This is a genomic window from Chitinophaga sp. SVR4-12A, assembly GCF_056754765.1.
The window spans coordinates 2,429,201-2,454,770 of sequence record NZ_JBPGWP010000001.1 but is presented as its reverse complement, the minus strand read 5'-3'; the positions used below and the strand labels follow the sequence as shown (position 1 = coordinate 2,454,770).

Below are 25,570 nucleotides of genomic sequence, written 5' to 3'. Positions count from 1 at the left end.
GCAGTAATTATTGTGCCTGTTCGATCAGTTGGATTTCAGCAAGTATGCGAACATCTTCGCCTACCAGTACACCACCGGCTTCCAGTGCTGCGTTCCAACCCAGTCCGTATTCTTTCCGGTTGATCTTGGTATCGATGCTGAACGCCACCTTAGTGTTACCCCAGGGATCGCGTACAGTACCACCGTATTCTACGGGGATGGAGATCGCTTTGGTCACCCCTTTGATGGTCAGATCGCCTTCCAGAATATAATCGCCTTTGTTGTCGGACTTAGTGAAAGAGCGGGAGACAAATTTCAGCTGAGGATATTTTTCGGCTTCAAAGAAATCAGCAGATTTCAGGTGACCGTCTCTTTGTGCGTCGTTGGTACTGATACCATCAACGTCGATGGTTACGGTTACTTTACCATCTGTGAAGTCTTCTTTACCTGCTTCCAGCTGTACATCAAATTTGGTGAACTTACCGGTAACGGTAGAGATCATCAGGTGTTTTACTTTAAAAGCCACTTCAGAGTGAGCGGTGTCTAATACCCATTTTGCTTTAGTTTGCGTTTCCATTATAGTGCGTTTTTATGATTTTATAATTATGATGTAAAGTTACGACGGCGAGGGGCCGTCTTCCATTGAACTAGATTAAGAGTTTTGAGGAATGTGCATCGGTACTTCCATGATCAGCACTTCTGCGTTGTCCTCATTAGCGGTGATGTTCACCTGCTTGGTATCGGTTATACCGAGCCCGTCGCGGGTGTCCAGTGCCTGGCCATCTACGGTAAAGGAACCTTTCACAACAAAGATGTATACCCCATTGGCCGGATCCTTAAGATCATAGCTCAGCGATTTCCCTTTTTCAAAGATACCCATGTGAAACCAGGCGTCCTGGTGAATCCAGGTACCAGGTCCGGCCGGGTCAGGAGAGATGATCTGTTGCAGCTTGTTCTTCCCTTCTTCCAGGTTCAGGGTGATCTGGTCGTAACGGGGCTTTACGTTCAGCTTGTTCGGAAACAGCCAGATCTGCAGGAATTTTACCTGCCGGTCGCTGTTCTTGTTGAATTCGCTGTGAAAAACACCCGTTCCAGCGCTCATCACCTGTACATCGCCCTGGCGGATCACCTCCGTATTGCCCAGGTTGTCTTTATGTTCCAGGTCTCCTTCCAGCGGGATGCTGATGATCTCCATATTGTCGTGCGGATGGGTGCCAAATCCCCTGCCGGGGGCCACTACGTCGTCGTTCAGCACACGGAGAGCCCCAAATCCCATTCTTTCCGGGTTATAGTAGCCGGCAAAGCTGAAGGTCTGGCGGCTGTTTAACCAGCCGTGATCAGCATTTCCGCGGGTGTTTGCCTTATGTAAGATACTTTTAGCCATAATTGTCGGTTTTAGGTGTTTGTGCTTTCGCATTTACAGTACAAATTTCCGACAGAAAAGGCTTTGGCACCATTAACCTAGGTTAAGACTTTGCCTTGTTCCAGGTTAAGCACAGGGGAGGGACAAGGTATCGGGGATTTAGTATTTTTGCGCCAGCCAAAAACGAACTATGACACCTGAACGCAGGGAAAGACTCATGGGCGTGTTGAACAAACGCCAGCCAGACCTTACCGTAGTATTGGAAAATGTGCAGGATCCGCACAATATCTCCGCTGTTATGCGGACCTGTGATGCGGTAGGTATACAGGAAATATATGTGCTGAACAATAAGATCCCCCGGCACAAAAAATGGGGCGCCAAAAGTTCTTCCAGCGCTGCTAAATGGCTCACCGTACACCAGTTCTCTGATGTAGCCGGGTGTATGGCTGCCCTGCGTAAGAAATACGATAAGATCATGACCACCCACCTCGCAGCGGATGCCGTGAGCCTGTATGATATCAATTTTACCGGTTCTGTAGCCCTGGTGTTTGGTAATGAGCACAGCGGGGTAAGTGAAGAGGTACGGGCGTTGGCAGATGGTAATTTTATTATCCCCCAGATGGGGATCATACGGTCGTTAAATATTTCTGTGGCCTGTGCGGTGAGTATATATGAGGCTTTAAGGCAGAAGACCAATGCCGGGCATTATGAGGAGAGAAGGCTGCCGGAGGAGCAGTTTGAGACCTTGTGGAAGGAGTGGAGTAGTAACAGGCCGGAGGGGGAAGAGCATCAGCAGTAAGAGGGTTATAGATTAAGCACTTTAGTGGAGATCAGTTCTGAGATATCGACTTCCAGCACCTGTGCTAATTTTACTATGGTAAGAATAGTGACATATTAGAGTATACTCTCTCTCTATAGTCTTTATTCATTAACGCTATAAGTATATTTTATGTAGGCCAAACTACTAAAGGCTTCCGTTGCGCTATTCTATGCGCTGGGAGATGATGTAATTCCTATTAAGAATATTTAGTAATAAATATGTCCGCTGCCGACATGTGTCTGTATCCTTGCACGGAATATCTGTCAGCTTGCACGACACATCTGTTATCTTACATTGAACACCTTCGATCTGTCACAATACATCTGTCAGCTTGCACGACACATCTGTTATCTTACATCGAACATCTTCGATCTGTCACGGTATTTCTGTCAGCTTGCAGGGCATTTCTATCATCTTACATCGAAGACCTTCGATCTGCATAGCTGTTGGGAATATTACCTTTCGATTTTCATTTAAATATCTCCCGGATGAGCTTATTTAAAAGCAGCGACCCTTATTTTTGCAATTATTAACCTGATCTGTAACCCATGACTGATAAGCATCAACAACTCCTTAGCGCCATTTTCTCCTGGGCCCGGTCTAATGACGACATACGTGTTATGTTACTCACAAGCTCGCTTGTGAACCCAATGGCGCCCGTTGACGAACTTAGCGATCTTGACATCGAATTTGTAGTAAAAGATCTGCCCGCTTTCCTCAAAGACGATAGCTGGCTGGCTAACTTCGGAAATATAATAGCTGTTATTGCTGAAGACGAAGCAGCCTTCGACGGCATTCACGCCATGCGGATGGTCTTTTATGAAGACTACTCAAAAGTGGATTTCAAATTGTTCTCTGTTCCCAGGTTTTTGGAAGAAGTGGCGAAACCTGAGCTCCCGGAAGATTGGGACGTTGGCTACAAGATATTGCTCGACAAAGACGGCCTCAGCACCAATATGCTTCCGCCAACATATAACGCTACTATTATAAAAAAGCCATCCAATGAAACCTTCCAGCTCAAAATGCTGGATTTCTGGTGGGATATGATCTATGTTGCCAAAGGCCTGTTAAGGGATGAATTATTTTATGCCAAATACGTCTCCGAAGAAGTGATGCGTTTTAATAATCTCCAGGTGATTGTCGAATGGTATATCGGGATGCAACATGATTGGAAGATCACTACCAACAAAAAAGGGAGATTGTTCAAAACATGCCTTTCCGCGGAGATGTGGCGCAAAGTGGAAGCTACGTTTGCAGGCGGCGATATAGCCGACAACTGGCGTGCATTATTTGCCTACGCGGATCTTGGCAGCGAGATAGGGCCGCTGATAGCAAAACAGCTGGGATATGAATATCCCCTGGAACTGGAACAAAAGATACGCACCTATTTGAGCCAGGTGAGAGCAAAGCCTGCATAAGGGCTTACACCGAGATAATAGCTGGCGCATAAACGATGATAACCGTCTGCAATGCGTTAAAACTGGTATGAAATGATGGTAGGGTTGCTTACCAGCCCGGCCACCAGTTGTCCGTGTCTTTCAAGACTGCCGCTTACCCGCCAGATCCTGGAAAAGCTATCGATATCTTTATGTTCTCCCAGCAGGGCATACTTCAGTTTATGCTGCTTAAAAAGCGCTATGCAGCTATCCGCTTCAACAACAGATCCCGTAATGATCTTATACTCGCGCACCTTGTGAATGCTTTCAATATAGTTCTGCACCGGCAACAGCAATCTTAAGATCACCATTACCACTATTGTTCCGAAAATAGCCAGGTAGATATGTCCCGAACCTACGCACATACCCAGTGAAGCCATTGCCCAGATGGTGGTGGCCGTAGTGATGCCTTCTATTCTGCTTTCGTCTTTAAAGATCACGCCTGCACCCAGGAAGCCGATGCCCGTAATAATATTGGCAGCCAGCCTGTCAGGATTCGCTACACCGATCCTGAGAGATAAAATAGTAAATACACAGGAGCCGAAAGAAACCAGTATGAAGGTTCTCAGCCCTGCAGATTTGTTCCGGTATTCCCGCTCCGCGCCAACGATTACGCCAATAACGATGGAGATCAGCACCAGGATCAGTTCTGTGAAAATAAGCTGCAGATCAAATTTGTCTATGAGGTCTCTAAACATATATTATAAAAATACGGCTTTTTGCAAATACAAAGAGCTCCCCGCCTGGCGGAGAGCTCTTCTTATGCTTGAGAATATTTGTCAGGATCTTATGCGCTGCAGGTTACACAACCTTCTTCCATTGTACAAACTGCGCCTTCTATGATCTCTTCTTCCTGGCTGCCTGCGCCTGCTACTACTACCGGCTCCATCTGCTGTCCGCCCTGTTTTTCAACAGTGAACTGCACAGCCTGAGAAGCGGCCTGGGTACGCAGGTAATACATACCGGTCTTCAAACCTTTCTTCCATGCGTAGAAGTGCATAGAGGTCAGTTTAGCGGTAGACGGCGTATCTACAAACAGGTTCAGTGATTGAGACTGGCAGATAAATGCGCCGCGGTCTGCAGCCATGTCGATGATCGTACGTTGTTTGATCTCCCAAACTGTTTTGTACAGTTCTTTGATATTGGAAGGGATCTCCTGGATCTGCTGGATAGAACCGTTGGCGGCAATGATCTTGTTCTTCATGTCATTATCCCACAGGCCCAGCTCTACCAGGTCTTTCAGCAGGTGTTTGTTCACTACCACAAACTCACCGCTCAGTACACGGCGGGTATAGATGTTGGAAGTGTAAGGCTCAAAGCACTCGTTGTTGCCCAGGATCTGTGAAGTAGACGCGGTAGGCATCGGCGCCAGCAACAGGGAGTTGCGGATACCATGCTTCTTGATGGCTGCTTTCAGGGAAGCCCAATCCCAGCGGGAAGAAGGTATTACATCCCACATATCGTACTGCAGGATACCTTTTGAAGCAGGAGAACCGGCAAAGGTCTCATACGGACCGTCTTTTTTCGCCAGGTCGTTTGATGCAGTTAAAGCAGCAAAGTAGATGGTTTCAAAGATCTCGGAGTTCAGCTTTTTAGCAGCATCGCTCTCGAAAGGATACCGCATCAGGATGAAGGCGTCTGCCAGGCCCTGCACACCCAGCCCGATAGGACGGTGGCGCAGGTTGCTGCGGCGTGCTTCTTCTACGGGATAGTAGTTGTTATCGATGATCTTGTTCAGGTTCACGGCAGCCTGGTAGCTTACCTCGAACAATTTCTGATGATCAAATTCTCCGTCTATAACAAAGCGGGGCAGTGCCAGCGACGCCAGGTTACATACGGCTACTTCGTTTGCATCGGTATATTCAATGATCTCTGTGCAAAGGTTGGAGCTCTTGATAGTGCCCAGGTTCTGCTGGTTGGATTTGCGGTTGGCAGAATCTTTATACAGCAGGTAAGGAGTACCGGTTTCAATCTGCGCATCCAGGATAGCGAACCACAGGTCCTGTGCTTTCACGGTTTTACGCTGACGGCCTTCTTTCTCGTATTTTTCATACAGCTTTTCAAACTCATCTCCCCAGGTGTCTGCCAGTCCGGGTGCTTCGTGCGGACAGAACAGGCTCCAATCGCCATTAGATTCTACGCGTTTCATGAACAGGTCAGATACCCACAGTGCATAGAACAGGTCGCGTGCGCGCATCTCTTCTTTACCGTGGTTCTTACGTAGATCCAGGAACTCGAACACATCAGCGTGCCAGGGCTCCAGGTAGATAGCGAAAGCGCCTTTACGCTTACCGCCACCCTGGTCTACATAACGGGCAGTGTCGTTAAACACGCGCAGCATCGGGATGATACCGTTAGAGGTACCATTGGTGCCACTGATATAAGAACCGGTAGCGCGGATGTTATGGATGCTCAGACCAATACCGCCTGCGCTCTGGGAAATTTTCGCGGTTTGTTTCAGCGTATCGTAAATACCGTCGATGCTGTCGCCTTTCATGGTCAGCAGGAAGCAGGACGACATCTGCGGTTTCGGTGTTCCTGCGTTGAACAGGGTAGGAGTGGCGTGTGTGAACCAGCGCTCACTCATGAGGTTATACGTTTTGATAGCGGATTCGATATCTTCTTTGTGGATACCTACAGCCACACGCATGAACATATGTTGAGGGCGTTCAGCTATTTTGCCATCCACTTTCAGCAGGTAAGAGCGCTCCAGTGTTTTAAAGCCAAAATAGTCGAAAGCGAAATCGCGGTCATAGATAATATTGGAATCCAGGGTCTCTGCATTTTTGCGGATGATCTCCCACACGTCGTCAGATAACAGCGGAGCCGGTTTACCTACTTTCGGATCAATATACTCATACAGTTTCTTCATTGTTTTGGAGAATGATTTCTCTGTATTCTTATGCAGGTTGCTCACAGCTATGCGCGATGCCAGCAGTGCGTAATCCGGGTGCTTGGTAGTGAGTGAGGCCGCTGTCTCTGCTGCCAGGTTATCCAGTTCAGTGGTAGTAACACCATCATATAAACCTTGTATTACCTTTTTGGCAACATCTATCGAATCTACATATTCTGCATTCAGGCCATAACAAAGCTTTTCAATACGTGCGGTGATCTTATCAAACTTTACGGACTCCTTGCGTCCGTCCCTTTTTATTACAAACATGGTGTATTGAATTTAAGCGGTTAGTAAAAAAAATCAGCTATTGGCTCTTAGCTTTTAGCTGTTAGCCGTTTTCTGTAGCTGGAAGCTAGCGGCTAAAAGCTAAGAGCTTATATTAAAAGTCCTCGTCCAGGCTAAATGTTTGTGTATCCTTTCCAGACATTACTCCAGCTTTCTGATAATCACCTACACGTTTTTCAAAGAAGTTAGTCTTGCCCTGCAGTGAGATCATTTCCATGAAATCAAACGGATTAGCAGCATTAAATATTTTGGCGTACCCTAATTCGGTTAACCAGCGGTCTGCTACAAACTCGATATATTGTGCCATCAGCGCGCTGTTCATACCTATGAGGGCTACCGGCAACGCATCAGTAATAAATTCTTTTTCGATAGCAACGGCATCGCCAATGATCTTGTGCACTTCTTCCTGGCTCAGTTTATTTTGCAGCATGCCATACAGCAGGCAGGCAAACTCGCAGTGCAATCCTTCATCGCGGCTGATGAGTTCATTGGAGAAAGTAAGGCCGGGCATCAGTCCTCTCTTCTTCAGCCAGAAGATAGAGCAGAAGCTGCCGCTGAAGAAGATACCTTCTACGGCTGCAAAGGCCACCAGGCGTTCTGCAAAGTTGCCGTTATTGATCCAGCGCAACGCCCATTCTGCTTTCTTCTTTACAGCAGGCACCGTATCAATGGCGTGAAACAAACGGTCTTTTTCTACCGGATCTTTCACATAGGTATCTATTAACAATGCGTAAGTTTCAGAGTGGATATTTTCCATCATGATCTGGAACCCATAGAAGCAACGGGCTTCCGGTATCTGTACTTCGCTCATAAAGTTTACAGCGAGATTCTCATTCACGATGCCGTCGCTGGCAGCAAAAAATGCCAGCACATGCGTAATAAAGTGGCGTTCGCCATCGTTAAGACTGGCCCAATCTTTCAGGTCTCCGCTCAGGTCTATTTCTTCTGCTGTCCAAAAGCTCGCTTCGTGCCGTTTATATATTTCCCATACTTTCGGATAGTTAATAGGCAGCAGTACAAAGCGGTCTTTGTTCTCTTTCAACAAGATCTCATTTTCAAGGTTCATACGCCAATATTTTTTTGTTAAACGCTATACTCTTGTGTCGTTAAGGGGGGTGACGAAGACACCTATCCATCAGGTGAGGAAGGCTCACTCTCGCCAATACCTTATACGCGAAGGCTTTGACAAAACGTTGCGCTGGCAGGTATCTGGCTTCCCTGATATCTTTACCGTTTTTTGCGCACGGGGATCAGGAATCACAGTAGCGCGTCTGCTCGTGATTCTAACACGATTCCCTATTAATTCTTCCCGGAAAGTGCCGGGAGAAACCAATGCAACGAAGTCAAGAACTGACGCAAATGTAAGTACGAATGAAACGGATATTCTTTAAAGTTTTTAACACGTGTGGAAAAAGAAGGTGAACATTTTCCAAATGCAGGAATAATGGGAACAGGGCCGTGAAAAAGTAGGTGAAAAGCCCGCCAGTATCGATACACATTAGAATTTATTTTCTCATATTTACATATGCTCAAGCTGGTTCAAATACAGAAAAAATATTATGAAACGCTGATCCTCAATATCCCAGCGCTCAACTTATCACCTGGAATATACTGGATACAGGGCGGGAACGGCGTGGGGAAAACTACTTGTTTAAAGACGATCGCCGGCCTGATCCCTTTTGAAGGAGATGTACTGGTGAACGATACTATTAGTAGTAAAAAAAATCCCATACGTTATCGGCAGCTGGTCAGCTATGCAGAGGCAGAACCTTTGTACCCGGCCTTTCTCACGGGCAGCGACTTGCTGCGCCTGCACACATCGGCCAAAGGCGAGGCGCATGAAGATGTAATGCAGATGGCGCCTGAAATGGGCATTCCCGCTTTCCTGGATAATCCTGTCAGCAGCTATTCCAGCGGTATGCTCAAAAAATTATCGCTGCTGTTGGCCTTTACCGGGGCGCCATCCCTGATATTGCTGGACGAGCCGCTGATTACGCTGGATCATGGCGCCATTCCCGTGCTGTATGAGTGGATCCGCCGTTTTCACACAGCACACGGCGTTAGTTTTTTTATTACTTCCCACCAACCGATCGCAGATAATGCCCTGCCAGTGACGGGTACATTGGTGATAGATAACAAAAAAATAATCCCTGTTTATCCACACTGAATTCACATTTTAAAAAAAGTAAACGTATATGACCAAAGTGCTGAACCGCATATTTACTACCCGCTTTTACGCACAGAACACAGGTTTCTTTTTCCTGCTGTTCTATTTGTTGTTTGGCGTTGTACAGGGCGGACAGTTAATATCTTATCATTACGGGTTATTGCTGGGTATTGTGAGTAACACAGGCGGCTTATTATTGGGATTGAGCCTTTGGCTATTATACAATTTGAAATGTATCTGGTATGTCCTGGCTACTTTGAACAACAAAGAATTTGCTTTCCTGTATCAAACCATCGGCGGCATTGCCGGCGCCAGGCAACGGCGTATATGGCTGGGCGTACATTTTGGAATGTATGCACCCGTACTGGTATATTGCAGCCTGGCTATCATCATAGCATCGACGAAACAATATTATGCTGCAGCCATCATCCTTGTAGTATTCAACTTAGTCATGTGCTACGGCCCGGTATGGATCTACACTTACCTCGTCAAACATCCCGGCGCCGTTTTCTTCTATCATAGATGGCAGCAATGGATGAATCGCAACTTCCGCAAACCATTGCCCTTATTCTACGTCTATGAGCTAGCCACCAACCGCACTCGTTCTTTACTGGTATTAAAGGTGTTTTCCTGTGTAGTGCTGCTGGCTACATTCGCATTGATGAAAGGAAGTGATTATGATGTGAGAGCTGTATTAACAGGAACACTCATCGCCGCTTTGCTGCATACCATTGTCGTATTTGATCACCGTCATTTTGAAGATCAGTTCCTGCCCTTTACACGTGCCTTACCCATTCCGCTCTGGAAAAGATACACTGCGCTGGCAATCACTTATGGCGTTTTATTGCTGCCTGAACTTGGATTGCTCATCATACATACATTACCGTATAACAACTGGCATTGGATCATGTTGATGATCTTCGGCGTGTCGGTGTTGTTGATGTTCCGTTGTCTGCTATACTTCCCGCGGCTGGACCAGGATAAATACCTGCGTTGGGTATTTGTGCTCTTCTGTGTGCTGCTGTTCATGACATTGGGATATTTGTACGGCTGGGCGATCCTGTTGCTGCAATGCATTGCCTTCACGCTCTTTACCGTCCGCTATTATCGTTACGAACCACAGTATGAACAGGTACAATAATTTACACTTTCAGCTTTTCACTTAGCTCACTCAATGCAGTTAATAGTTGCGGGATCAGTTTTTTCGCGGTGTCATCTGTCAGGTTGCCCTCGGCGTCAAACTTATTTTGAGCAGCAGCGATCATCACTTCAGGCCTGTTCACTGCATAGGCGTTGAGGTACACCATTACCTGCCTTAAATGATACTGCATACGCGAAGTGCCCTGCGCACTGATGCTGGCGCCCATAATAGCCACCGCTTTGTTGTCGAATGGTTTTTCCGGATGCCGTGACAACATATCGATTGCATTTTTCAACACGCCGGGAATGGAGTAGTTATACTCCGGTGAAACGATCAGTACACCATCTGCATCTTTGATCTTTCGTACCAGCCGTTCTACATTATCGGGAAATTTTTCGGCAAACAGATCTGCGTTGTAGAAGGGAATATCGCTGATATCTTCATGCTCAATGGTGATATGAGAAGGAGCGAGTTTTTGTGTTGCCTTAAGGGCCATGGTATTGTAGGAGCCCTTCCGGAGACTGCCGGAAAAGGCAATAAAACGGAACTGTTTTTCAGACATGATTAATACGGTTTTTCAATGCCGTAAAGATACAATCAGCAATCCAAATGCCAAGTTTCAAATTCCAAATTCCAAATCCCCAAAGGAGGCACTTTATAACCGGCTTCTTATCTTAGGATAAAAGTTTACTGTCTTGTTTGAAATTTGGATTTTGTTATTTGAATTTAAATACGTGGTTCCTTCTTCAGGAATTTCCGCTTGATTACGTCTTGCACAGGCACGCCCTCAATTTTGCTTTCCAGCCAGCTGATAATATCCAGGTACAGGAAAGAACGGCGCTCATAAGGGTTCCGTGAGATCAGCACCAGCTTTTCTTTCAGCTCGGCAAAGGCATTGCGCAGGGCCTTGGGATGGGCATAGATATTCTTACGCAGGAATTTCAGGATCTCTTCCATCATCTGCCCAAGGTCTTTATTTTTTGCAATGAAGTGATACACAGATTTGATCAGGTATTCTACCAGGCTGTAATTTTCCAGCTCATAATGCGCTATCAGGTGGAGGATGCGCGCAAAGCACTGAATATCCGCCCGCAGGTTGCCTATCCGCAGATGAATGATCTTGTTGAGGTAGACAATAGCCCGGTTGTTATCCCCGCTGCCAAAGTACAGGCAGGCGATCTTGTAGTAGAACACCAGTACCCGGTGCTGGTCTACCTTCAGCTGGTGCTCTGCAATGCGTTCTTCCAGCTCAGGCACCAGCGCCAGTCCTTCGCTGAAAGTGCCTTCCAGGAAATGCCGGTTGATCTTGGCCGTATACAGGTATACAAATGCGTTTGTACGCGTATTCTCGTTAAAATTCTCCTGCTGGCAGTCGATGAACTCCTCCAGCTCCTGCAGTACCTGTACGAACTTCTCATCGTTCATCGTGTAGAAATGCGCCGTCAGCAGGTTGTGCATAGCCTTGATGTACATGTCTACATCCGCTTTCAGCAGAGAGGGATACTCCTTGAACAGGTTCACCCATTTCTGCGTATAGCGGTAGTACATGATGAAGTCCTGCAGGATGTAGTAATACCAGCAATAAGCCTGGTACAGGTAGATCTTTTCATAAAAGCTCATCCCGTTCTGGGAGATATGAGGCGCGTTATCCTCAAAGAACTGCTTCACCATCTCCGCGTCTTTTTCATTCCGGGCGTGACCCAGTTTCAGGTACAGGCCGTACAGTTGTAAAGACAAGGTACTGAGGCGGCTGATGCTGGTCAGCTGCTGTTCTATATGGCGCGACTCATCGCTGAGTTCTTCCGCCCGGTTCTCCAGGCTGCGGGTAATATGACGGGATTCTATCAGCTTCTCAAATTCCACGATCTCATAGGTCAGCATCACTTCCTCCTGCTCTACAGACATGGCCTTCGCCCTGGAAAGCAGTTTCAGGCTCTGGGTATACAGTCCCTTGTTGTACAGCACACGGGCATAATCCAGCTGCTCCCGCAGGTCTATCAAGGGGTCTTTTTGCTTGTACAGCAGGCGAAGACTGGTGAGCAATTGCTTGTACAGGTGGGCCTTTACGTTACTGAGTTGCTGTTTTTTGATGGCAGGTATCTTCTTCAGGATCAGCTCTTCATCATAGTCCTTCATCTTGTCGAGGGTGTTGAAAAGCTGTATGAAAAGTACATCCTCCTTCGTGTTATTCTTGTTGAAAGCCAGTTGAAAATTCCTTTTTTCTGCTTTCGTTAGTGTTTTTATTAATATGAATAAAGCGTCATGCTGACTGTTGGGCATCGTTATTAAAGTCTTATAAAGAATTGGTTTTTAGTCAATTAATAGTATTCGCCTGATCTTAAAGATCGTAATTAAAGCAAATTTAACGATATGGCTATTAACTATTGACCATTAGATTTGAAGGTATAATCAATTGGAAGCGTAAAAATAAGTAACAAAGATCAATTCACAGCACAAATTCCAGGCTTAAAATTTTTGGAACCTGTTGAATGTGAATCGGTTAAAAATATTAAGGGATGGGAAAGACATTAGTTGACAAGATATGGGATCAGCACGTGGTCGTCAGCAAGCCCGGTTTTCCGGATGCCTTGTATATTAACACCCATTTTATACATGAAGTAACCAGTCCCCAGGCATTCGACGGGCTGCGCAAAAGAGGGATCCCGGTATTCCGCCCCCAAAAAACCAGGGCCACGGCAGACCATAACGTGCCCACCATCAACCAGCACTTACCTATTAAAGAAGCGCTCAGCCGCCACCAGGTGGAGATGCTTACCAAAAATACCGCAGAATTTGGAGTAGAACTGTACGGCCTGGGCCACCCATTCCAGGGAATCGTGCATGTGATCGGGCCTGAACTGGGCATTACCCTGCCGGGGATGACTATCGTTTGCGGCGACAGCCATACTTCCACCCACGGTGCTTTCGGCGCCATGGCCTTCGGTATCGGCACCTCCGAGGTAGAACAGGTACTGGCCACCCAGTGCATCCTGCAATACCGCCCTAAGCGCATGAAGATAGAGATTAACGGCCAGCTGAAGAAAGGCGTGGTCTCTAAAGATATTATACTCTACATTATATCAAAGATTTCCGCCTCCGGCGCTACGGGCTATTTTGTGGAATTTTGCGGGGAAGCCATCCGCAGCCTGAGCATGGAAGCCCGGATGACCATCTGTAATATGAGTATTGAGATGGGTGCCCGCGGCGGCCTGATAGCTCCCGACCAGGTGACCTTTAATTATATCAAAGGCCGCCAGTTTGCTCCCCAGGGCGCCGATTGGGGCAAGGCCCTAGCTTACTGGCAAACATTGCACTCCGACCCGGATGCTGAATTTGACCGGGTACTGCGCTTCGATGCCGCTGATATTGAGCCCATGATCACCTACGGCACCAATCCCGGTATGGGCATGGGCGTTACCCAGCATATACCTTCCCTGGAACAGATCGAGGATAAGGAAAGGCCGTCTTTCAGGAAGTCGCTGGACTATATGGCACTGGAACCGGGCAGCGCCCTGCTGGGTAAAAAAGTGGATTACGTGTTTATTGGCAGCTGTACCAACTCCCGTATCGAAGACCTGCGGATGGTGGCCGGTTTTGTAGCCGGTAAACATAAAGCAGATAATGTGGAGGTATGGGTAGTGCCCGGCTCTAAACAGGTAGAGGCACAGGCCAAAAAAGAAGGGATCGACAAGATTTTTGAAGCGGCGGGCTTCCAGCTGCGCGAACCGGGATGTTCCGCCTGCCTGGGCATGAACGAGGATAAGATCCCTGCAGGCATGTACTGCATATCCACTTCTAACCGGAATTTCGAAGGGCGTCAGGGCCCGAACGCCCGCACCTTACTGGCCAGCCCCCTGACGGCCGCAGCAGCGGCCATTACCGGAGTGGTGACAGACGTAAGAGAAATGATATGAACTTTAATCAGCTAACAGCCAAAAGCTAATAGCTAACAGCTAATTAACATGTCCTGGAACGCGGATCTCTATAAGAACAATTTTGCATTCGTACATCAATACGGCAGCAGCCTTATTGAATGGCTTCAACCGCAACCAGGCGAAAAGATACTCGACCTGGGCTGTGGCACCGGTGAGCTGACGGCAACGTTGGCTGGTTCCGGTGCACTGCTGACAGGGCTTGACAGCTCGGCCACTATGATCGAAAGCGCCCGGAAAAACTTTCCGCAGCTGGACTTTGTAGTGGCCAACGCCGCGTCTTTTTCACTGCCCGTACAGTTCGACGCCGTTTTCTCCAACGCAGCCCTGCACTGGATGCTGGAGAAAGAACAGGTGGCCGCCCGGATGTATCAGCACCTGAAACCAGGCGGCCGCCTGGTGCTCGAAATGGGTGCAAAAGGTAATGTGGAAGCCCTGCTGCAGGCGCTGGATAAAGCCATGCAGCAGCACGGCTACCAATACCAGCCGCGCTGGTACTTTCCCTCCGTAGGAGAATATACCTCTATCCTGGAAAAGTACGGCTTCCGTGTTCACCAGGCCCATTGCTTTGACCGCCTTACAGAACTGGCTGACCCGGAAAATGGCATCATTGAATGGTTCGACATGTTTGGCGACTATTTCTTTGAGAACATCCCGGCTGATGAGCGCCTGTCTATCCTGCAGCAAACGCAGGAAGCGCTGAGACCAGCCTGCTTCCGCAACGGCAAATGGTATGCAGACTATGTACGCCTGCGGGTAGCGGCTGTAAAACATTGAAGAAAAAAATACGTTACGTGTAAGAACAGTATATGAAGAAAGTCTTTCAACATCTGATTTCTACAGCGGTACCCTTACCGATAGAGAATATTGATACAGACCAGATCATCCCGGCGCGCTTCCTTAAAGCTACCACCCGGGAGGGCTTCGGGGAGAACCTGTTCCGCGATTGGCGCTTCGACGCCAATGGCCATCCAAAACCGGATTTTGTACTCAACAACCCGCTGTATAAAGGAGCAATACTGGTAGCCGGCAAAAACTTTGGTTGTGGCTCCTCCCGCGAGCACGCCGCCTGGTCCATCGGCGACTATGGCTTTAAAGTTGTAGTGAGCAGCTTTTTCGCGGATATCTTCAAGAACAACGCGCTGAATAACTTCATTCTGCCTGTTCAGGTAAGTGAAGCTTTCCTTCAAAAGATCTTCAACGCTATCGAAGCAGATGCGGAAGCTAAGCTGGAAGTAGACCTGGAAGCCCAGGTGATCCGGATAGTAGCTACCGGCGAACAGGAAAGCTTTGATATAAACCCATATAAAAAAGCCTGTCTGATCAACGGATACGACGATATTGATTACCTCCTGAGTCTGCGCAATAATATTGAGCAATACGAAAACAGCAGGGAATTTAACTTTTGACAAACACATCATCGAACATATGGGAGTAAGCAAAAAGATACTGGTCATTCCGGGAGACGGAATAGGACAGGAAGTAACGGCCTGGGGACAAAAAGTACTGGAGTCCATAGCGCAGAATTTCAAACATGAGTTCAGCTTCGAAGAAGGTATCATGGGGCACGTGGCCATCGAAGCTACCGGCAACCCGCTGCCCGACGAAACACTGGAGCGTGCAAAGAAAAGCGACGCCATCCTGTTTGGCGCCATCGGTCATGCTAAGTACGACAACGACCCTACCCTGAAGGTAAGGCCTGAACAAGGGCTGCTCAAGATCCGCAAGGAGCTTGGTTTGTATGCCAACCTGCGTCCCATCAAACTGTTTGATGAGCTGCTGGAGGCATCCAGCATCAAACCGGAGATACTGAGAGGTTCTGATATCCTGTTCTTCCGCGAGCTTACCGGTGATGTGTATTTTGGAGAAAAGAAAAGGAGTGACGATCGCAGCATGGCTTCCGACCTGATGATCTATCACCGCTACGAAGTAGAGCGCATTGCCCGCAAAGCCTACGAAGCAGCCCGCAGCCGCCGTAAAAAGCTGTGCTCTGTGGATAAGGCCAATGTGCTCGAAGCCAGCCGCCTGTGGCGCGAAGTAGTACAGGAAGTAGCCAAAGATTATCCCGATGTGGAAACAGAACATATGTTCATTGATAACGCCGCCATGCAGCTGATCAAAGATCCTAAACGCTTTGATGTAGTGCTGACCGGCAACCTGTTTGGCGACATCCTGACCGACGAAGCTTCCCAGATCGCCGGTTCCATGGGAATGCTGGCATCCGCTTCCGTAGGCGATGCGAATGGCTTTTACGAGCCCATTCACGGTTCAGCCCACGACATCGCCGGTAAAGGCATTGCCAACCCGCTGGCCTCTATTTTATCCGCTGCGCTGATGCTCGACATCTCCTTCGGATTAAAAACAGAATCACAGCGCGTCATCAAAGCGGTAGAAGCTACGCTGCGCCAGGGATTCCGCACCATGGACATAGCGAACAAGCATACCGAGAACCATTATATTATGGGTACAGACGCAATGGGCGCTAAAGTACTGGAAAACCTGAACTGATAATACAACCTTACACTTAAATACCTTGCACAATGGATAAGAATCGTGTATACGTTTTTGATACTACCCTCCGCGACGGCGAACAGGTTCCTGGTTGCCAGTTGACTACGGTAGAGAAAATAGAGGTGGCAAAAGAGCTCGAAGCACTGGGAGTAGATGTAATCGAAGCCGGATTCCCTATATCCAGCCCCGGCGATTTTCAGAGTGTAGTAGAAATTTCAAAAGCAGTGAGCGAACCGGTGATCTGCGCACTCACCCGCGCTAACACCATGGATATCGATGCGGCTGCAGAAGCCCTTCGCTTTGCCAAACGCAAACGCATCCATACCGGTATCGGCTCTTCTGATATGCATATCAAATACAAGTTTAACAGCACCCGCGATGAGATCCTGAAACGTGCGGTAGACGCTGTTAAATACGCCCGCAAATTCGTGGACGACATTGAGTTCTATGCAGAAGACGCCGGCCGTGCTGATAATGAATACCTGGCCCGTATGATCGAAGCCGTGATCGCCGCCGGCGCTACCGTGGTGAACATCCCTGACACCAACGGTTACTGCCTGCCCGACCAGTACGGCGCCAAGATCAAATACCTGATGGATCACGTCTCCAACATTGACAAAGCCATCATCTCCGTACACTGTCATAACGACCTGGGCCTCGCTACTGCCAACACCATCGCCGGTGTGATGAACGGCGCCCGCCAGGTAGAGTGCACCATCAACGGTATCGGCGAACGCGCCGGTAACACCTCGCTGGAAGAAGTGGCCATGATCCTGAAAACGCATCACGGCCTGGGCTTAAATACCAACATCAATTCTAAACGCATCTACGGTATCAGCACCCTGGTATCTACTATGATGCGTATGCCCGTGCAGCCTAACAAGGCAATCGTTGGCCGCAACGCTTTTGCACACAGCTCCGGTATCCACCAGGACGGCGTGCTGAAGCACCGCGAAAACTACGAGATCCTGAACCCGGAAGATGTGGGCATCTCCTCCAGCTCTATCATCCTGACCGCCCGTAGCGGCCGTGCTGCCCTGAAGCATCACCTGGACCGCCTGGGATACAAGCTGGATAAGATCAACCTGGATGAAGTATACCAGCGCTTCCTCGCAATGGCCGACCAGAAAAAGAGATCAGCGATGCCGACCTGCAACAGCTGATGGGCGATGGCGATGAAAAGAACTATGATGATAAAGCCATCAAAGTAACCCTGCTCCAGGTAGTATGCGGTGATCCGCTGCGCCCTATGGCCACTGTGAAGCTGAAGATCAACGGTGACGAAAGAGAAGCAAGTGCTGCCGGTAACGGCCCCGTAAACGCTACTATCAACGCCATCCACGAGATCATTAAAGATGATATCGATCTCGATGAATTCAGCATCCAGGCCATGCATGGCGGTAGCGAAGATGTAAGTAAAGTGAATATGAGAGTGAAGTATAACGGGCAGTCTTACTACGGTTTCGGCTACTCTACAGATATAGTGAGCGCCAGCGTGAACGCGTATGTAGACGCGTTGAATAAGATATATTAAAAGCAGCCATTAGCTGTTAGCTTTTAGCTCTTAGCCAGGGAATGCATTCTTTCGCTAATAGCTAAAAGCTAGCGGCTAATGGCTAATTGTTCAAACGTCAGATCCATCAACGGGTACTTTTCATAATCCGGCAAATAGAAGTGCCACCACTCCGTTTCCAGCGCCACAAATCCATGTTTCTCCATGATCTCCCGCAGGAAAGCGCGGTTCACCCTCGCCTTTGGATCGGCCGGGATGGAGCTGTAGTGAGCCATCTCTGTAAAATCATCATAGCCGGTAGGCATTGGTATCTCTTCTCCCGTTTTTAATTCGATAATGGTCAGGTCTACGGCTACGCCGCGGTTATGGCCACTGCCTTTTTTCGGATCAGCCGCGTAGCGGTCGTCCGGAACGATCTCCCACATCTTCTCTGTTACCCGGTAAGGCCGGTAGCAGTCAAAGATCTTCAGCCCGTATCCTCTTGATCTGATATCTTCCTGTACGGCCTTTAATGCCCTGGCGGCAGGGCGCCGTAACAATACCAGCGGGTTGCGGTATAATACCCGTTTCGTAAAATTGTTGCGGGTAGCATACCGGATATCCATTCGTATATCCTGTATGTACCTGGCGATATTCACCATTTGCTGATTGCTGTCCGCCTTCACCAATTGCTTATACAGGGCGATGGTATTGACCACTGGAAGCCCGTATTTGTTATGAGGGATATCCTGCGCAGCAACTGCCTTGCACAGTAAAATTGTTGCAAAAACCAGGCAAAAACGGGCCATAATTATTCAATTTTCTTAAAATTAGCGAAGAAAGTACATAATACAGTTAAAAAACAATTGCAAAGCCCGGCTTAAAATCGGTATTTTAGAACCCTTAAATTAAAACTAAGGGAAGATGAACTTATTTCGGTTAGACAATAAGGTGGCGGTGGTGACCGGCGCCGGTAGCGGTATAGGACAGGCCATCGCCAAATGTTTTGCGGCCCAGGGCGCTGCTGTACACGTGGTAGAGCTGAATGAGGACGGCGGGAAAGGAACGGTGGAAGAGATCAAAGCAGCAGGCGGACAGGCAACCGTACATGCCTGTAACGTAGCGCTGCAGGAAGAAGTTATTAAGACCATGGACAATATAGTGGCCACGGCTAAACGTATAGATATATTGGTGAATTGTGCCGGTATTGCCCACATCGGCAAGCTGGAAACAACTTCAGAATCAGATTTTGACAGGGTGTTCCAGGTGAACGTGAAAGGGGCCTATAACTGTATGTATGCAGTGATCAAACAGATGAAAGCACAAGGGGGAGGAGTGATCCTCAATGTTGCGTCCATTGCCGCCACCGTAGGTATTCCAGACAGGTTTGCCTATTCCATGAGCAAAGGCGCGGTGTTGACCATGACCCTCTCTGTTGCCAAAGATTATATTAATGACAACATCCGCGTTAACTGCATTTCACCCGCCCGTGTGCACACACCCTTTGTAGATGGCTTCCTGCAGAAGAATTATCCAGGCAGGGAACAGGAGATGTTTGAAAAGTTATCCAAAACGCAACCGATTGGACGTATGGCTAAACCGGACGAGGTAGCATGGCTGTCGCTCTACCTGTGCTCTGAGCAGGCAGGCTTTATTACCGGCTGTGATTACCCGATAGATGGTGGTTTTACAAAATTGAATAACTGATAGGGCTTATCTTGCAGGATATTAAATACCCATCATGCAATATTTAAGAACAGCAGTTTTCAGCGCCATCATTGCCCTCGGTCTGGGCGCCTGTCAGTCAGGTACCCCATCCGCCAATGAACAGGATTCCGCTGCCGGCTTTACGCCTGCAAAACCAGACGGTTCCGTACAGGTGTCATTTACACACGAAGACGACACCACCCAGGTAAAGATCCGTTTCGCTATCGCCGGTAAAGAGAAAGAGAAATCTTTCGAAGTGCCCCTGGCAAAAGATATAGACTCGGCAGACCTCTACCGCACCGTATGGGATAAGCCCAACAGCGTGTACGTAGGCGTGCTCAAACAAAGCCGCGTTACCCGCTACTATCACGCCAGCGTAGGCGACGACGGAGAGCTGAAGATTTTCCACGTAGGTACGCCTCCCGAAGCGATATGGCACTACGCAGAAGGTGAGCTGGGCCTCGGTAAAACAACGGTGAAAGCGAAAACAGACCTGACTGACAATTATAAGCATAACCTGAATTCAGGTACCATTATAGCAGATTTTATTGTGCGCCTGGAGCCGGCCGCCGGTTCCAAGGATTCTGTACAGCTGTATACGGAATATGGCGGCGCCAATAAAACGCTGACCGTCGCTGTGCCCAAGGGCTACACGCCTAAGATACAGCTGACAGATAAGCCCAGCCATTGCATAATGGGCCTGATGAGAGATGATGGCTTTGACGGTGTATATGATATAAAAGTGGAAGGCGGGCACCTGAATGTAACGTCGTTAAGACGGGTGTATTGATACAACAATTAAAGAAACTCAGACTACATGAAACTGATAAGATTCGGACAGCCGGGCGAAGAAAGACCAGGCATTGTAACAGCAGACGGAAGCTTTGATGTAAGCGCTTTCGGAGAAGATTTTGGTGAGCAGTTCTTTGCTTCCAATGGATTGGATCGCCTGGCTAAATGGTGGGCCGTCAATAGCAGCAGCGCCCCGCGCATCCCTGAGAACGCACGCCTGGGATCGCCCATTCAACGTCCTTCCAAGATCATCTGCATTGGCCTGAACTATGCCGACCACGCAAAGGAAAGCAACATGCAGATCCCTACAGAACCGATCGTATTCTTCAAAAGCACCTCTTCACTGGTAGGCCCCAATGATGATCTCATCATCCCGAAGAATAGTAAGAAAACAGACTGGGAAGTGGAACTGGCCGTGATCATCGGCAGGAAAGCCACTTATGTGGAAGAAGCAGAAGCAATGGATTATGTTGCCGGTTATGCCCTGCACAACGACTACAGCGAACGCGAATTCCAGCTGGAGCGTAACGGCCAGTGGGTAAAAGGCAAGAGCGCCGATACCTTTGCGCCGCTGGGCCCCTGGATGGTGACCAAAGACGAGATTAAAGACGTTAATAACCTGAAGATCTGGCTGAGCCTCAACGGTAAAAAAGTACAGGATGGCAATACCTCCAACCTGATCTTTAAAATACCCTTCCTGGTATCGTACCTGAGCCAGTTCATGACCCTGCTGCCCGGCGATGTGATCTCTACCGGAACGCCCGCAGGTGTAGGCCTGGGTATGAACCCGCAGGTATACATCAAGGAAGGCGACGTAATGGAACTGGGCATCGACGGCCTGGGCACCTCTTCTCAAAAAGCATACGCCTGGAAGAAATAATCACCCTGATAATACAAGTTATGAAAAGATATTGCCTGGCGCTGGACCTGAAAGATGACGCGCAACTGATAGCAGAATATGAACAACATCACCAGGCAGTATGGCCGGAGATAAAACAGAGCATCACCGGCAGCGGGATCGAACATATGGAGATCTACCGGATCATGAACCGCCTGTTCATGATCATGGAGGTGAACGACACCTTCTCTTTTGAACAGAAAGCCGCTGCCGACGCTGCCAATCCTAAAGTGCAGGAATGGGAGCAGCTCATGTGGAAATACCAGCAGGCCCTGCCCCTCGCCAAACCGGGCGAGAAGTGGCTGATGATGGACAAGATATTCTCGTTATGAAAGCATCAAAACTGATATGGTCATAGATTCCCACCAGCATTTCTGGAAATACCATCCGGTAAAAGACGCCTGGATCACCGATGATATGAAAGTGATCCAGTCTGACTTTCTGCCGGAACACCTGCATACCATCCTGCAAGAGAACGGCGTGCACGGATGTGTGGCCGTACAGGCAGACCAGTCCGAAGACGAAACGCAATTCCTGCTGGACCTCGCCGCAACACATCCTTTTGTAAAAGGCGTGGTAGGCTGGGTAGACCTCCGTGCAGATAATCTCTCCGAAAGGCTGGAGCACTTTTCACAATACGAAAAGCTGAAAGGCTTTCGCCACATCGTACAGGGAGAGCCTGACCCTGCCTTCCTGCTCCGGGAAGATTTCTGCGAAGGCGTGCACACACTCATGCAATATGATCTTAGCTACGATATTCTCGTGTACCCGATACAGTTGCCCGCAGTGGAAAAATTTGTGCAGCTGTTCCCGGATCATCGCCTGGTAATAGATCATATGGCAAAGCCTTACTGTAAAACCGGCGACATTGCCGCCTGGGAAAAAAGCATGCGGGCCATCGCACAATCCGGGAATGTATACTGTAAGCTGAGCGGCCTGGTAACGGAAGCCGACTGGCAGCGCTGGACAGCAAAGGACTTTCAGCCTTACCTGGATGTGGTGCTGGAGGCATTCGGCCCGCAAAGGCTGATGTACGGGTCTGACTGGCCGGTATGCTTGCTGGCCGCTAACTACGCACAGGTAAAAGGTATTGTAACAGATTATATCAGCCGTTTAAGCCCTGCAGAGCAAGCTGCTATCATGGGCGGCAACGCGGCAGCATTTTATAAACTATCGTAAACGATTAAAAATATTTTATGGATCTGGGATTAAAAGATAAAGTGGTGATCGTTACCGGCGGCGCCAAGGGTATAGGAGAAGCAATTTCCAAGCTCGTAGCGGCAGAAGGCGGCATTGCCGTTATCGCCGGCAGAAATGCGGAAGACAATGAGAAAACCGTACAGGCTATTAAAAGCGCCGGCGGCAAAGCTTTCGGCATCCAGGCAGAACTGGGCGAGGTAGCGGATTGCCGTAAGGTGATAGACACTACCGTAAAACAGTTCGGCACCATTCACGCCCTGATCAATAACGCCGGTGTGAACGATGGGGTAGGGCTGGAAAGCGGCAGCCCGGAGAAATTCATGGCTTCCCTGCAGAAGAACCTCTCACATTACTACAACCTGGTGCACTATGCATTGCCTGAGCTGAAAAAGAACAAGGGCAGCGTGGTGAATATCGGTTCTAAAGTTGCTACCACCGGTCAGGGTAACACCTCCGGTTACGCTGCTTCCAAAGGCGCTATCAATGCGTTGACGCGCGAATGGGCGGTAGAGCTGCTGCCTTACTCCATCCGGGTAAACACCGTGATCCCTGCTGAAGTATGGACACCCCTGTACGAAACCTGGATCAATTCCCTGCCCAATCCGAAAGAAAGGCTCGCATCCATCGTATCCAAAATACCTTTGGAACAGCGAATGACCACCTCTGAAGAAATTGCCGCTATGACCGTGTTCCTGGTCTCTGCGCATTCTTCGCATACTACAGGGCAGATCGTTTATGTGGATGGAGGGTATACTCATCTGGACAGATCGATTTCTTAAAGCTACCAGCTGCTGGCAGTTAGCCTTTAGCTAGTAGCCGGCAGCCAATAGCTAACAGCTTTTATAACAAACACTAAACGTTAAACCTATGGCCGGAGCCACTGTTTCCACGACTTCCGTTACTGCTGCAACGGATAGCAAGAAAAGCTACTTAATTCCCTTTATCCTGGTCACCAGCCTGTTCTTCTTATGGGGACTGGCTTATGGCCTCCTGGATGTATTGAACAAACACTTCCAGGAAGTGCTGAATATTACCAAAACCAGGTCTACCTTATTACAGCTGGCGTATTTCGGGGCTTACTTCCTGATGGCTTTACCGGCAGGGATCTTCATGAACAAATTTGGCTATAAAAGAGGCATCATCCTGGGATTGTTGTTATACGCCGTAGGCGCTTTCCTGTTCTATCCTTCCGCACATTACGCCAACTTCAACTTTTTTTTACTGGCACTGTTTGTACTGGCCAGCGGCCTTACCTGCCTTGAAACGGCAGCTAACCCGTACGTAACAGTATTGGGCAGCAGGGAAACGTCTGAGTTCCGCCTCAACCTTTCACAGTGTTTCAATGGTGTGGGCTCTTTCCTGGGACCGATCATCGGCGGCGCGCTATTCTTCGGCGGCAGTGAGGCAGGCAGCAGCGATCTTGGTTCCGTACAGCTCACCTATATTGTGATCGGCGCAGTGGTACTGCTGATCGCCTTTTTCTTTTACCGCACCACTTTACCTGAAATAAAAGAAGTGACGACGGATCCTGCAAGCCTGGCTGCAACAACCGCGAAGCCCTTGTTTGCGTACAGCCATTTTGTATGGGGCGTGATCGCACAGTTCTTTTATGTAGCGGCCCAGGTAGGAGTAGGAGCGCTCTTCATCAATTATGTAACAGAATACTGGCAGGGTACCAGCAGCGAAAAAGCTTCTTACCTGCTGGCGGTGAGCCTGGCGTTGTTCACAGCAGGGCGTTTTGTAGGCACAGCCATAATGAGAACGGTAGCGCCTAACAAATTGCTGGCCCTGTATGCAGTAATCAACATGGTGCTGTGCGCATTTGTAATGGCAGGTAAAGGTGCGCCTTCCGTATATGCTTTAATGGCGGTGTTCTTTTTCATGTCTATCATGTTCCCTACCATTTTTGCACTGGGTGTAAAAGACCTGGGTGCGCATACCAAAAAAGGCGGCGCGTTTATCATCATGTCTATTGTAGGTGGCGCTATTGTGCCTTACCTCATGGGCAATATTGCTGATAAGCAGTCCACTTCTTTTGCATATATAGTTCCGCTGATCTGTTTTGCAGTGGTGTTCTATTATGGCTGGAAGGGCTATAAAAGATCCTGATATATCGATTCCCCTCATATTATTCCGCAAAATCATCGTAATTTAATGCTGTAAAGCTTTACGATGACTTTGCGGAATTTTCTTTTGTACTTCCCCGTTTCCTTCCTTTGCCTGCTGCTGTTAACGGCAGAAACGGCCTGTACTAAATCCAGTGCTCCGCCGCCTAATACCGCCTCCCTGCAGCTGCGCTTTTCCAACCTGGTAAATGGTCAGCCTATGGTATTACGTAGTAACAACTACGTAAATGCAGCCGGGGAAACTTTTAACATCACGATGTTCAAATATTATGTCAGCAACTTTTCACTGACCACCACCAGTGGTGAGGAAGTGACGTTGACGCCGGAATATTTCCTGGTGAATGAGGATAGCGATAGTACAAAGCAGATCACCCTGCAAAAACTGCCCGCCGGGGCCTATCATAGCATCAGCTTCCTGTTAGGGGTAGACAGCGCCAGGAATAACAGTGGCGCCCAGACCGGCGCACTGGATCCAGTGAACGGCATGTTCTGGACCTGGAACAGCGGCTATGTAATGGCCAAGCTGGAAGGCAGCTCCCCGGTTTCCACCATGCCCGCTAAGCTGATAGAATTTCATATCGGAGGGTTTAAAGGGGCCAATAATGCCCTGCGCAGGGTACAGCTTAGTTTCCCGGCGCCTGTGGAACTGGCACAAAACGGCCATGCAGCTATTAAGATCAGCGCAGATGCCTATACCTGGTTCGATCAGCCGAACCGTATCAGCTTTCAGCTGCTGTCCAGCTGTACCTCCCCTGGTGCACAGGCTGCCGCTATTGCCGACAACTATAAAAACATGTTCACTATAAAGGCAGACTAGCTGCTAAC

General features: G+C 48.6%; 26 protein-coding genes and 1 riboswitch. Of the genes, 18 read left to right on the top strand and 8 right to left on the bottom strand.

Going from position 1 to position 25,570, the window contains the following annotated elements; genetic code table 11:
• Positions 1-7 precede the first annotated feature (7 nt).
• The gene (locus ACR9Y8_RS10025) at positions 8-556 is read right to left on the bottom strand and encodes a YceI family protein (RefSeq protein ID WP_481213119.1); all 549 of its coding nucleotides are present in this window, start codon (positions 554-556) and stop codon (positions 8-10) included.
• A 75-nt stretch (positions 557-631) separates the two neighbouring features.
• On the bottom strand, positions 632-1,363 hold the full coding sequence (locus ACR9Y8_RS10020) for a pirin family protein (RefSeq protein ID WP_481213118.1): 732 nt from the start codon (positions 1,361-1,363) through the stop codon (positions 632-634).
• A gap of 169 nt (positions 1,364-1,532) precedes the next feature.
• Here ACR9Y8_RS10020 and ACR9Y8_RS10015 point away from each other — a divergent pair, with 169 nt between their 5' ends.
• Positions 1,533-2,141 carry a TrmH family RNA methyltransferase gene (locus ACR9Y8_RS10015; protein ID WP_481213117.1) on the top strand — a complete coding sequence of 203 codons (609 nt, stop codon included), beginning with the start codon at positions 1,533-1,535 and terminating at the stop codon, positions 2,139-2,141.
• A 569-nt stretch (positions 2,142-2,710) separates the two neighbouring features.
• The gene (locus ACR9Y8_RS10010; RefSeq protein WP_481213116.1) at positions 2,711-3,580 is read left to right on the top strand and encodes an aminoglycoside 6-adenylyltransferase; all 870 of its coding nucleotides are present in this window, start codon (positions 2,711-2,713) and stop codon (positions 3,578-3,580) included.
• A 56-nt stretch (positions 3,581-3,636) separates the two neighbouring features.
• On the opposite strand, the gene ACR9Y8_RS10005 is transcribed toward ACR9Y8_RS10010, so the two are convergent.
• The 3 genes from ACR9Y8_RS10005 to ACR9Y8_RS09995 all read right to left on the bottom strand — a co-directional run bounded on the left by ACR9Y8_RS10005 (position 3,637) and on the right by ACR9Y8_RS09995 (position 7,845).
• Positions 3,637-4,296 carry an MgtC/SapB family protein gene (locus ACR9Y8_RS10005; protein ID WP_481213115.1) on the bottom strand — a complete coding sequence of 220 codons (660 nt, stop codon included), beginning with the start codon at positions 4,294-4,296 and terminating at the stop codon, positions 3,637-3,639.
• Positions 4,297-4,385: 89 nt separating this feature from the next.
• Positions 4,386-6,761, bottom strand: a complete 2,376-nt coding sequence (locus ACR9Y8_RS10000) for a ribonucleoside-diphosphate reductase subunit alpha (RefSeq protein ID WP_481213114.1) — start codon at positions 6,759-6,761, stop codon at positions 4,386-4,388.
• 112 nt (positions 6,762-6,873) lie between these two features.
• Entirely contained in the window at positions 6,874-7,845 is a 972-nt protein-coding gene (locus tag ACR9Y8_RS09995) for a ribonucleoside-diphosphate reductase small subunit (RefSeq protein ID WP_481213113.1), read from the bottom strand.
• A 117-nt stretch (positions 7,846-7,962) separates the two neighbouring features.
• A riboswitch (cobalamin riboswitch) is annotated at positions 7,963-8,128 on the bottom strand.
• A gap of 176 nt (positions 8,129-8,304) precedes the next feature.
• Between ACR9Y8_RS09995 and ACR9Y8_RS09990 the strand changes: the two genes are divergently transcribed.
• Both ACR9Y8_RS09990 and ACR9Y8_RS09985 read left to right on the top strand, forming a co-directional pair.
• Positions 8,305-8,946: an ABC transporter ATP-binding protein gene (locus tag ACR9Y8_RS09990; RefSeq protein ID WP_481213112.1), complete on the top strand. Its 642-nt coding sequence runs from the start codon at positions 8,305-8,307 to the stop codon at positions 8,944-8,946.
• Positions 8,947-8,974: 28 nt separating this feature from the next.
• On the top strand, positions 8,975-10,087 hold the full coding sequence (locus ACR9Y8_RS09985; RefSeq protein ID WP_481213111.1) for a hypothetical protein: 1,113 nt from the start codon (positions 8,975-8,977) through the stop codon (positions 10,085-10,087).
• A 1-nt stretch (position 10,088) separates the two neighbouring features.
• Here ACR9Y8_RS09985 and ACR9Y8_RS09980 read toward each other — a convergent pair whose 3' ends face one another.
• On the bottom strand, positions 10,089-10,649 hold the full coding sequence (locus tag ACR9Y8_RS09980) for an NADPH-dependent FMN reductase (protein ID WP_481213110.1): 561 nt from the start codon (positions 10,647-10,649) through the stop codon (positions 10,089-10,091).
• Positions 10,650-10,813: 164 nt separating this feature from the next.
• The gene (locus ACR9Y8_RS09975; RefSeq protein WP_481213109.1) at positions 10,814-12,367 is read right to left on the bottom strand and encodes a hypothetical protein; all 1,554 of its coding nucleotides are present in this window, start codon (positions 12,365-12,367) and stop codon (positions 10,814-10,816) included.
• A 236-nt stretch (positions 12,368-12,603) separates the two neighbouring features.
• Between ACR9Y8_RS09975 and leuC the strand changes: the two genes are divergently transcribed.
• The 6 genes from leuC to ACR9Y8_RS09945 are packed head-to-tail and all read left to right on the top strand — an operon-like array spanning position 12,604 to position 18,064.
• The gene (gene leuC, locus ACR9Y8_RS09970) at positions 12,604-14,001 is read left to right on the top strand and encodes a 3-isopropylmalate dehydratase large subunit (RefSeq protein WP_481213108.1); all 1,398 of its coding nucleotides are present in this window, start codon (positions 12,604-12,606) and stop codon (positions 13,999-14,001) included.
• A 48-nt stretch (positions 14,002-14,049) separates the two neighbouring features.
• Positions 14,050-14,796: a methyltransferase domain-containing protein gene (locus tag ACR9Y8_RS09965; RefSeq protein WP_481213107.1), complete on the top strand. Its 747-nt coding sequence runs from the start codon at positions 14,050-14,052 to the stop codon at positions 14,794-14,796.
• A 32-nt stretch (positions 14,797-14,828) separates the two neighbouring features.
• Positions 14,829-15,428 (top strand): 3-isopropylmalate dehydratase small subunit, encoded by a 600-nt coding sequence (gene leuD, locus ACR9Y8_RS09960; protein WP_481213106.1) that lies wholly within the window; start codon positions 14,829-14,831, stop codon positions 15,426-15,428.
• A gap of 19 nt (positions 15,429-15,447) precedes the next feature.
• Positions 15,448-16,527, top strand: a complete 1,080-nt coding sequence (gene leuB, locus ACR9Y8_RS09955) for a 3-isopropylmalate dehydrogenase (RefSeq protein ID WP_481213105.1) — start codon at positions 15,448-15,450, stop codon at positions 16,525-16,527.
• Positions 16,528-16,559: 32 nt separating this feature from the next.
• The gene (locus ACR9Y8_RS09950) at positions 16,560-17,693 is read left to right on the top strand and encodes a 2-isopropylmalate synthase (protein ID WP_481213104.1); all 1,134 of its coding nucleotides are present in this window, start codon (positions 16,560-16,562) and stop codon (positions 17,691-17,693) included.
• The gene (locus ACR9Y8_RS09945) at positions 17,693-18,064 is read left to right on the top strand and encodes an alpha-isopropylmalate synthase regulatory domain-containing protein (protein WP_481213103.1); all 372 of its coding nucleotides are present in this window, start codon (positions 17,693-17,695) and stop codon (positions 18,062-18,064) included. Before ACR9Y8_RS09950 ends, ACR9Y8_RS09945 begins: the two co-directional genes overlap by 1 nt.
• Before the next feature lie 68 nt (positions 18,065-18,132).
• On the opposite strand, the gene ACR9Y8_RS09940 is transcribed toward ACR9Y8_RS09945, so the two are convergent.
• Positions 18,133-18,831 (bottom strand): M15 family metallopeptidase, encoded by a 699-nt coding sequence (locus tag ACR9Y8_RS09940; protein ID WP_481213102.1) that lies wholly within the window; start codon positions 18,829-18,831, stop codon positions 18,133-18,135.
• Between the two features lie 115 nt (positions 18,832-18,946).
• Between ACR9Y8_RS09940 and ACR9Y8_RS09935 the strand changes: the two genes are divergently transcribed.
• From ACR9Y8_RS09935 to ACR9Y8_RS09900, 8 genes are all read left to right on the top strand, one after another.
• Positions 18,947-19,729: an SDR family NAD(P)-dependent oxidoreductase gene (locus ACR9Y8_RS09935; protein WP_481213101.1), complete on the top strand. Its 783-nt coding sequence runs from the start codon at positions 18,947-18,949 to the stop codon at positions 19,727-19,729.
• Positions 19,730-19,763: 34 nt separating this feature from the next.
• Entirely contained in the window at positions 19,764-20,519 is a 756-nt protein-coding gene (locus ACR9Y8_RS09930) for a hypothetical protein (protein WP_481213100.1), read from the top strand.
• Between the two features lie 27 nt (positions 20,520-20,546).
• The gene (locus ACR9Y8_RS09925; RefSeq protein WP_481213099.1) at positions 20,547-21,401 is read left to right on the top strand and encodes a fumarylacetoacetate hydrolase family protein; all 855 of its coding nucleotides are present in this window, start codon (positions 20,547-20,549) and stop codon (positions 21,399-21,401) included.
• A 20-nt stretch (positions 21,402-21,421) separates the two neighbouring features.
• Positions 21,422-21,751, top strand: coding sequence for an L-rhamnose mutarotase (locus ACR9Y8_RS09920; protein ID WP_481213098.1), 330 nt, complete (start codon positions 21,422-21,424; stop codon positions 21,749-21,751).
• A gap of 16 nt (positions 21,752-21,767) precedes the next feature.
• Entirely contained in the window at positions 21,768-22,598 is an 831-nt protein-coding gene (locus ACR9Y8_RS09915) for an amidohydrolase family protein (protein ID WP_481213097.1), read from the top strand.
• A gap of 17 nt (positions 22,599-22,615) precedes the next feature.
• Positions 22,616-23,398 (top strand): L-fucose dehydrogenase, encoded by a 783-nt coding sequence (locus ACR9Y8_RS09910; RefSeq protein ID WP_481213096.1) that lies wholly within the window; start codon positions 22,616-22,618, stop codon positions 23,396-23,398.
• Positions 23,399-23,486: 88 nt separating this feature from the next.
• Complete coding sequence (locus tag ACR9Y8_RS09905; protein WP_481213095.1) at positions 23,487-24,728, top strand: sugar MFS transporter; 1,242 nt, start codon at positions 23,487-23,489, stop codon at positions 24,726-24,728.
• 63 nt (positions 24,729-24,791) lie between these two features.
• A complete protein-coding gene (locus tag ACR9Y8_RS09900; protein ID WP_481213094.1) occupies positions 24,792-25,562 on the top strand; it encodes an MbnP family protein in 771 nt (256 codons plus the stop codon).
• Positions 25,563-25,570: the final 8 nt, after the last annotated feature.

What these genes read in the sequence shown, in the direction of transcription:
- ACR9Y8_RS09950 (WP_481213104.1), top strand. Translation starts at nt 16,560, where the DNA reads ATGGATAAGAATCGTGTATACGTTTTTGATACTACCCTCCGCGACGGC.
- ACR9Y8_RS09920 (WP_481213098.1), top strand. Translation starts at nt 21,422, where the DNA reads ATGAAAAGATATTGCCTGGCGCTGGACCTGAAAGATGACGCGCAACTG.
- ACR9Y8_RS09985 (WP_481213111.1), top strand. Translation starts at nt 8,975, where the DNA reads ATGACCAAAGTGCTGAACCGCATATTTACTACCCGCTTTTACGCACAG.
- ACR9Y8_RS10010 (WP_481213116.1), top strand. Translation starts at nt 2,711, where the DNA reads ATGACTGATAAGCATCAACAACTCCTTAGCGCCATTTTCTCCTGGGCC.
- ACR9Y8_RS09995 (WP_481213113.1), bottom strand. Translation starts at nt 7,845, where the DNA reads ATGAACCTTGAAAATGAGATCTTGTTGAAAGAGAACAAAGACCGCTTT.
- ACR9Y8_RS09900 (WP_481213094.1), top strand. Translation starts at nt 24,792, where the DNA reads ATGACTTTGCGGAATTTTCTTTTGTACTTCCCCGTTTCCTTCCTTTGC.
- ACR9Y8_RS09945 (WP_481213103.1), top strand. Translation starts at nt 17,693, where the DNA reads ATGGGCGATGGCGATGAAAAGAACTATGATGATAAAGCCATCAAAGTA.
- ACR9Y8_RS09975 (WP_481213109.1), bottom strand. Translation starts at nt 12,367, where the DNA reads ATGCCCAACAGTCAGCATGACGCTTTATTCATATTAATAAAAACACTA.
- ACR9Y8_RS09940 (WP_481213102.1), bottom strand. Translation starts at nt 18,831, where the DNA reads ATGGCCCGTTTTTGCCTGGTTTTTGCAACAATTTTACTGTGCAAGGCA.
- ACR9Y8_RS09980 (WP_481213110.1), bottom strand. Translation starts at nt 10,649, where the DNA reads ATGTCTGAAAAACAGTTCCGTTTTATTGCCTTTTCCGGCAGTCTCCGG.
- ACR9Y8_RS10005 (WP_481213115.1), bottom strand. Translation starts at nt 4,296, where the DNA reads ATGTTTAGAGACCTCATAGACAAATTTGATCTGCAGCTTATTTTCACA.
- ACR9Y8_RS09935 (WP_481213101.1), top strand. Translation starts at nt 18,947, where the DNA reads ATGAACTTATTTCGGTTAGACAATAAGGTGGCGGTGGTGACCGGCGCC.
- ACR9Y8_RS10000 (WP_481213114.1), bottom strand. Translation starts at nt 6,761, where the DNA reads ATGTTTGTAATAAAAAGGGACGGACGCAAGGAGTCCGTAAAGTTTGAT.
- ACR9Y8_RS09905 (WP_481213095.1), top strand. Translation starts at nt 23,487, where the DNA reads ATGGCCGGAGCCACTGTTTCCACGACTTCCGTTACTGCTGCAACGGAT.
- ACR9Y8_RS10020 (WP_481213118.1), bottom strand. Translation starts at nt 1,363, where the DNA reads ATGGCTAAAAGTATCTTACATAAGGCAAACACCCGCGGAAATGCTGAT.
- ACR9Y8_RS09965 (WP_481213107.1), top strand. Translation starts at nt 14,050, where the DNA reads ATGTCCTGGAACGCGGATCTCTATAAGAACAATTTTGCATTCGTACAT.
- ACR9Y8_RS10025 (WP_481213119.1), bottom strand. Translation starts at nt 556, where the DNA reads ATGGAAACGCAAACTAAAGCAAAATGGGTATTAGACACCGCTCACTCT.
- ACR9Y8_RS09930 (WP_481213100.1), top strand. Translation starts at nt 19,764, where the DNA reads ATGCAATATTTAAGAACAGCAGTTTTCAGCGCCATCATTGCCCTCGGT.
- ACR9Y8_RS09990 (WP_481213112.1), top strand. Translation starts at nt 8,305, where the DNA reads ATGCTCAAGCTGGTTCAAATACAGAAAAAATATTATGAAACGCTGATC.
- ACR9Y8_RS09910 (WP_481213096.1), top strand. Translation starts at nt 22,616, where the DNA reads ATGGATCTGGGATTAAAAGATAAAGTGGTGATCGTTACCGGCGGCGCC.
- leuB (WP_481213105.1), top strand. Translation starts at nt 15,448, where the DNA reads ATGGGAGTAAGCAAAAAGATACTGGTCATTCCGGGAGACGGAATAGGA.
- ACR9Y8_RS09925 (WP_481213099.1), top strand. Translation starts at nt 20,547, where the DNA reads ATGAAACTGATAAGATTCGGACAGCCGGGCGAAGAAAGACCAGGCATT.
- ACR9Y8_RS09915 (WP_481213097.1), top strand. Translation starts at nt 21,768, where the DNA reads ATGGTCATAGATTCCCACCAGCATTTCTGGAAATACCATCCGGTAAAA.
- leuD (WP_481213106.1), top strand. Translation starts at nt 14,829, where the DNA reads ATGAAGAAAGTCTTTCAACATCTGATTTCTACAGCGGTACCCTTACCG.
- leuC (WP_481213108.1), top strand. Translation starts at nt 12,604, where the DNA reads ATGGGAAAGACATTAGTTGACAAGATATGGGATCAGCACGTGGTCGTC.
- ACR9Y8_RS10015 (WP_481213117.1), top strand. Translation starts at nt 1,533, where the DNA reads ATGACACCTGAACGCAGGGAAAGACTCATGGGCGTGTTGAACAAACGC.